Raw genomic sequence first — 7,168 nt, forward strand, 5'->3', positions numbered from 1 at the left:
TATGTATCTAAAAGTTCATGTTAACGCCAAACAGGAATGTACGTGGGTTAGGATACCCGGTATAGTCTATACCTGCCTCTGTTACGCTGCTGCCAAGAGAAGCTGTTTCAGGATCTTCTCCAGAATAACTAGTGATGGTAAACAAATTCTGAGCGGAGAAGGATAACCGTAAGGAGTATTTGTTATTGAACCACTTCTTAGGTAATGTATAACCGATCTGTAACAGTTTACAGCGGAAATAAGAACCATTTTCAACGAAGAAATCGGATGGACGTTTATAGTTCATATTTGCATCGTTGACGGAGAGCCGGGGGATGTCATTACTTGTTCCTTCGCCATGCCAGACTTTGTTATAAGTGCCTGCATAAACGTTCTGGCCTCCAACTCCGGAATAGCGTCCACGATTCTCATTGAAGATGTCATTCCCAAGCGTACCATAGAAGTTAGCCTGGAAATCAAAGTTCTTCCAGGAAGCATTAAGATTGAAGCCAATCATCAGATCCGGAAATGGGTCTCCGATGTAAGTCTTGTCTTTTTCGTCAATGACTCCATCATGATTCAGATCTTTGTACCGTATATCTCCAGGCTTGGCATTTGGTTGGAGTGGAACTCCATGTTCATTGGTATAGGACATTACTTCTGTCTCATTCTGGAAAAGTCCATCTGTCTTGTATCCATAGAATTGGCTAATGTCTAGCCCTTCCTGGTTGCGAATGATGTAATCACCGTTAAAACCACCGGTATAGATTGGTTCGCCTAATAACTTGATGGCTTTATTTCTTACGGAGGTGAGGTTGATCCCGGCGCCGTATTGGAAATCACGGATGTGGTCATTCCAGTTGGCACTGAATTCCCAGCCTCTTGCTCTCATCTTTCCGACATTTTCCCACATCTGTCCATTCCACATAGGATAACCTAAAATAAGAAGGTTATCTTTCTTCATCAACATATCATGTGAAGTCTTATTAAAATAATCAGCTGTAATCTTCAGACGATTTTGCAATAGGGTCATATCTACTCCGATGTCATAATCTTCTACAGTTTCCCATTTCACGTTAGAGTTTCCAATTGATCCTACAGCGGTACCGACTATGCGTGATGCATCTGTGCCGAACACATAATCTGCTGCACCGATAGAACTGATATATGCGGAATTGTCGATATTCTGATTCCCGACTTTACCCCAACCCATCCGGATTTTTAGGTCGTCGAAAAGATGTTGATTCTGCATAAACGGTTCACCGGTTACTCTCCAGGCTGCGGAAATAGCTGGGAATGTAGCGTACTTCTTTCCTTTAGGGAATTTAGAGGAACCATCAATACGTACTGATGCAGTCAGATAATAACGTTCATCATAGTTGAACATAGCACGTCCAAGATAAGAGATCAGTGAGGAGTATGAATTTGTGCCTGATGCTTTCATGTTGTTTGTGCCAGCACTTACATATCTCATATCTTTCATGTTGGAAGGAATATCTTCTGCATAGGCATCATCCCAGTAATCAGCAAAATGCTCCATCGTATAGCCACCCATTAAATTGAGGTTATACTTCTTCTGAAATGATTTGATCCATGTGAGGGTGTTGGTCCAGTTCCAGTCAATCCAATTTTCCATGTGCCGATCGGCATTGCTGTTGGTGTTCTGTTCCAGATTATCAATGAAGAAGTTGGGATTGTAAGTGTCGGACAAGCGGAAGCGGGCATTCATGCCAAACTGTGTTCGGAATGTCAGTCCTGATATGGGGGTAATACTTATATAGGGGGTTGTCAGCAATCCATATTCATCTGAGTTGGCATCCAGTCGTCTCATTGAGGCTACAGGATTCCATTCCTCATTATTGTTGGAGCGGGCATAATTACTGTATTCGTTACTTGTCCATTCGCTTTTTGGACGCATAACAGGTGTTGTCGGATCCATTGCCATAATGGAACCCATTAAACTCGGAGTATTATCCCAATTTTCATATTTAGGGGTAAAGTTGATGCCTGCTTTCACTATTTTGTTGAAAGTATATTCCATACTGAAGCGTGCAGTGACTTTCTGCCAGTAGCCAACTTTATATTGGGAATCTTGCCGGAAGTAACCGAGACTGGCAGAGTAAAGGATTTTATCATTACCACCGGAAAAGCCTAAATCATAATTCTGCTGTAATGATACGTCTCTCATGCACTGGTTCCACCAGTCCGTACCTTGAGAATCTTTAATGTTGTTGATGCCTTTATAGGAAGGCTCATTCCCATCATTAATAAAACGGGCTTTATATACTTGCTCATATTCTGAGGCTTTTGCCATGTCTGGTTTGTGAAGAGTTTGTAACCCCATGGAGGCAGAACCTGTAAATTTAACAGCACCTTTTTCTCCCTTTTTTGTAGTGATTAAGATGACGCCATTAGAACCACGAGTACCGTAGATAGCTGCTGCAGAAGCATCCTTTAGGACTTGCATGCTTTCTATGTCGTCTTTATTCAGAAAATTGATGTTTGTACCGACCGGCATACCATCTACGACATATAGAGGGTCAGAGCCGTTAATTGTGGATACACCACGGATAATAACACGAGGAGATGATCCCGGAGCACCTGAATTAGAAATCTCAACACCGCTAACTTGTCCTTGAAGGGCATCCATAGCATTGCCGGTATTCAAATGCTCTAGTTTATCCCCCTTGATTGCAGAGATACTGCTGGTTAGGTCTCCTTTCCTTACAGAACCATAACCGATGACAACTACTTCATTTAAATCGGAGGAAGCATCGGACAAGATCACGTTAACTATTTTACGTTCACCAACTTTGACGGTTTCTGTCTTGAAGCCGATCATGGAAAAGGTGAGCGTGGCATCTTTATCTGCATTTATGGTGTAGTTGCCGTCTATGTCGGTAATTGAACCACCTGTCGTGCCAGATACTCTGACAGTAACACCAATAAGCGGTTCTTTATCGGATGAAGAGATTACTTTTCCGGTAATCTTTGTGCTCTGTGCATTTGCGCTAAGAGCACAAAGACATACCAATATCATAATAATGTATTTTTTCATTTCTGTTAGGTTTTAAGTTTCTTATTATTTGACAAGATATAACCTGGATCGTAACAAGGAGGTATCGAATTCGAAACGATATTTCCCAGAGGTCTTGACCGTAACAGGGGTCATGTTATTACCATCATCCAGGGTGTTATATTCATTCTCTCCTGAATCGGGAACACCTTTCGCTTCAAATCTGTAGAAAGGAGATGGCCACCAGCCCCAATTGTGCTTGGGCGTAATTGTGAAGCTGATTTCTGTACCGGCAGTTAGCGTCATTTCACCATAGAACAGATATGGATTATTTGGATCCTGTGTGAGAATAAAGGGATTGGATGTAGACCAGTTTCCTGCTCCAGGCAGATTCTCTCCTGCAAGACTTAGCTGGTAAGGTTGTGTCTCGCCACTCGTACCATTTAAGAACATGGGCTGGCCTTCTGGAAATGGCTTGTCAGTAGGTTTGTATTCTTGGATGGAATATTCTCCACTTACAGTGTTGAAATCAATCTCATAGTAGGCAATATCATTGAGTATGATAGGCTTGGAAGTAGACGGATTGCTGGTCAGAACCTTATCGTTGTCCGGATCAATTCCAAAACAGATAGGAGAAAAATCAGTCTTCTGTGGTATGAATCTGATTTGAGTACCCTTAGCCTGATTATAGTACCGTGCCTGATATTGGTACTTACCGGTATGGGTAATCAGCATGGGGACACCGAATAGATCACTTGAAAGTTGGGTTACGTCCGTGACATCTGAGAGATACATCTTTTCGAAATCAGGCATATCTGATACACTGATACGGCTATTAGCCGTTACCTTATTGTTAAATTTATCAGCAGCAGTGATGGTCATCTCGTATGATACTTCACTCTGAGGTAATAAATAAGTCTTCTGAAGAGTATAGGTCTTGACATCACCGGTAGGAATACTATCGTTGATCTGAAGTCCGGGGATTTCAACTTTTATATAACTTAAGGCCTTATTGTCATTAGCTATACAATTGAGGGTAAGTTTTGGATTCTGTTTTAATACGGTAATCTCGCTTGATGGAACGGTCGTAAATGTAGGAGCTGTAAAATCTCCGTCAGGAGTTACGAGTACTGTGGCATCAGTAGTGTGTCCACAGACATCTTCGGCTGTGATCTTGACCGGAAATTGCTGATTGTCTGTCCACTTATCACTGGAGGTATAGTTATAGCTTAGGTGATATTCATGGAGCAATGTGTCCGGATGGTCTTCTAACAGATTGATGGTCTTGTTAAGAAACATTTCACTGTTTGCAATTGTAATACTTTTCAGTCCGTCAGCATCTTTTATAAGGCCTTCAATCGTAAATTGACGTCCTGGCTCTGTCTGAATATGGTCAGTAGTCAACGAAATAGTAGGAGGCTGGTTATCGACAGCTGGGTAATCGTTGTCATTATTACAAGACTGGAACAGAATTCCTGTGATAGTACATAGTATAAATAACATGGTACTGGTCAGTTTGTTAATTTGATTATTAAGCATACAGATATATATTAATAAAAGTTTTTAGTTTGCAAGTTCTTGCTTTTTTCCCCCCCTCGTTTAGGTTGGCCCCTGGTATTGATTAAAAAAGTTCTTGTCGGGAATTGGACGAGTTATTGTACTTTGTCTATACCGCTGCAAAGATAACTTAACCATGGAGAAAGCATGTCCCTTATTTGTTATTTATAGGGTACAAATTGTGAAATCACTTGCCCTTATGCCTTTTTTTTTCGTTCTTATACCTTTTAATTGCTATATTTGCTTTTCGTTTTCAATGTTTGCATCCCATGAAAAAATATATATCTATCCTGTTCCTGCTCGTTGCCAGTGAACTATGTGCAGCACAGAACGTGCCTTATCATATTTTTACAACTATCTCAACCTCTCTTTCTGACAATTATGGAAGCATCTTCTTTGATCATGACGGATTGATGTGGCTGGGAACGAGTTTGGGACTGAAATTATATGATGGGTATACAATGAAAACTTTCAAGTCGGATGCTTTTTCGCCGAACATCCTTCCGAATAATGTCATACATAGTATCACCGAAGACCATCATGACGGTTTATGGATCGGCACTGAAAACGGGTTGGTCCGGATGGATAAGCGGACGGGGAAAATACGTACCTTTTATCTGCCGGGGGAGAATCAGAGGATTATCTACACTTTGTTTTGCTCTAAGGATGGAACCATCTGGATCGGAACGGATGGGGGACTTTCCTGCTTTCTTCCCCGGTCCAATCAGTTTTATACTTATAACAGCAGGAATAGCCGGCTCATCTCTCCGAAGGGTAATTCCGGGAGAATGGGCTCGTATAGTGTCAAGTCCATTATTGAGGATAATCAGGGGAATTTGTTCCTGGGTACCTGGAATAATGGGCTGATACGCTTTCGCAGGGGAAGCCACTGCTTTTATTCTTATCCGAAACTGAATGCTTTCAATTCGGCTTATTCTCTTTATCTTGACAAGCGCCATCATCTCTGGATCGGAACCTGGGAATACGGTATGTTAAGGATGGATCAACCGGAAAATGCTGCCCATCCACAGATCCATCAGTATCCTTACAAGAGTCATTATTTTGATACTTATTACCGGATCATTGAAGACCCGGTGACAAATACTCTATGGGCTTGTTCCTGGGAGGGGGTCAGCATTATGGATGAAAATCATCCGGATGTGGGCTGGAAGAACTATACTTTTGCTGGAGTGAATGATCTGAAATTCAGTAAGGATATTGCTACTGACGGATATGGAAATATATGGATCGTGAATCAAAATGGCGGTATTGTTCATATTAATACGTATCCGTCTCCTTTCCATTTTTATTCCCTTAATACGGCGAGCTCGGGCCTTTCTATCAATTCTATAGGCCCCATGTATACTTCGGATGGAATAAACTTCTGGATTGGCATGTTCCCTTATGGACTTGCTTATTATAACTGTGACACGGGGGAAGCTAGGTATAATAATGCCATCAGTGGCTTTTGCTCGATTCCCTCAAAAATGCTGGGAGGAACTTTGTCGGCGATTATCAGACGAAGTAATGGTGAACTCTGGTTTGGAAGTAACAGCAAGGGAATCCTGGTAAGAAAGACGGATGGAACCGTTGTGGCGCTCAATCATAAAAATACTTCCTATATTACAGATGATTATGTGAAGGCGCTATTTGAATCTCATAACAAAATTCTATGGATTGGTGAAAACAAGGGAGTCAGCATCGTCTATCCTGATCATAAAGGCCTTCGTCTTCATTTTCGGGGTAGAGGAGATAATGTTTTCTCCCAGTGTGATGTCCATAATATCACGGAGGATGATCGTGGAAACATCTGGATAGCTACGGATAATGAGGGCATTTTCAGGATCAGCGGGGATCCTTACCATCCTGGATCACTTCTATATCGCCAGTATGATCCGGGGCATAAGAATTTTGCAGTGGATGATGCTATTGCATGTTATCAGGATCATTATAAACGGTTCTGGGCTATCTCTGATGATGGTGGACTTTTTTTGTATGACTCCGGAAAGGATGCGTTCTTGCCCATGAACCAGACTTATCATATCAATGGTGACCGGGTCTCCACTATCAATGAGGACAAGAAAGGAAACTTATATCTGACTACCGGGGAAGCGCTTGTCAGGTTGTCTTTTCATCGGGGCAGACTCCCGGAGGTGATGAGTTTCTCTAAAGAGGATGGCCTTAATGATGTTTTGTGTACGCTCAATTCTTCCTTCCAGTGTGGCGATCATATTTACATTGGCAGCCGGACGGGGTTCTATTCCTTTATTCCTCAACAGCTAAAAGATCATTTTCATCATAAGAAATGTAATTTGGTCATTACAGACTTCCTTATTGATGATAAACCTTTCAATCAGATAGATTCTGCTCTTAAGTCGCGAATATCTGCAGAGATGCCTATCCGTACTCGTAAAGTCTGTATTCCTTCGTTTATCAAGAAATTTGAAGTGGAGTTTGCCTTGCTTACTTATTCGGATCCGAACGGAAATAAATATGCCTATCAACTGGTAGGGTATGACAAAGACTGGAAATACTGCCGTGACGGTGCCCACCGGGCGATCTATCAGAACCTGCCATGGGGCACCTATCATCTGAGGCTGCGTGCGGCTGACCACT

Annotated in this window: 3 protein-coding genes; 1 reads left to right on the plus strand and 2 read right to left on the minus strand. The window is 41.9% G+C overall.

Translation table 11 applies throughout. From position 1 onward, the window contains the following. Positions 1-7 precede the first annotated feature (7 nt). Positions 8-3,037 (minus strand): SusC/RagA family TonB-linked outer membrane protein, encoded by a 3,030-nt coding sequence (locus ACYRYG_RS11035; protein WP_460198154.1) that lies wholly within the window; start codon positions 3,035-3,037, stop codon positions 8-10. 24 nt (positions 3,038-3,061) lie between these two features. Next, complete coding sequence (locus ACYRYG_RS11040; protein WP_293427383.1) at positions 3,062-4,534, minus strand: hypothetical protein; 1,473 nt, start codon at positions 4,532-4,534, stop codon at positions 3,062-3,064. 287 nt (positions 4,535-4,821) lie between these two features. On the opposite strand from ACYRYG_RS11040, the gene ACYRYG_RS11045 reads away from it, so the two are divergent. Further along, on the plus strand, positions 4,822-7,168 hold a 2,347-nt coding region (locus tag ACYRYG_RS11045; RefSeq protein WP_460198156.1), incomplete at its 3' end, for a ligand-binding sensor domain-containing protein.

The sequence above is a fragment of the Segatella asaccharophila genome (assembly GCF_054687055.1).

Excerpts from the sequence above, each read along its gene's own strand:
- ACYRYG_RS11040 (WP_293427383.1), bottom strand. The coding sequence starts at position 4,534 with ATGCTTAATAATCAAATTAACAAACTGACCAGTACCATGTTATTTATA.
- ACYRYG_RS11035 (WP_460198154.1), bottom strand. The coding sequence starts at position 3,037 with ATGAAAAAATACATTATTATGATATTGGTATGTCTTTGTGCTCTTAGC.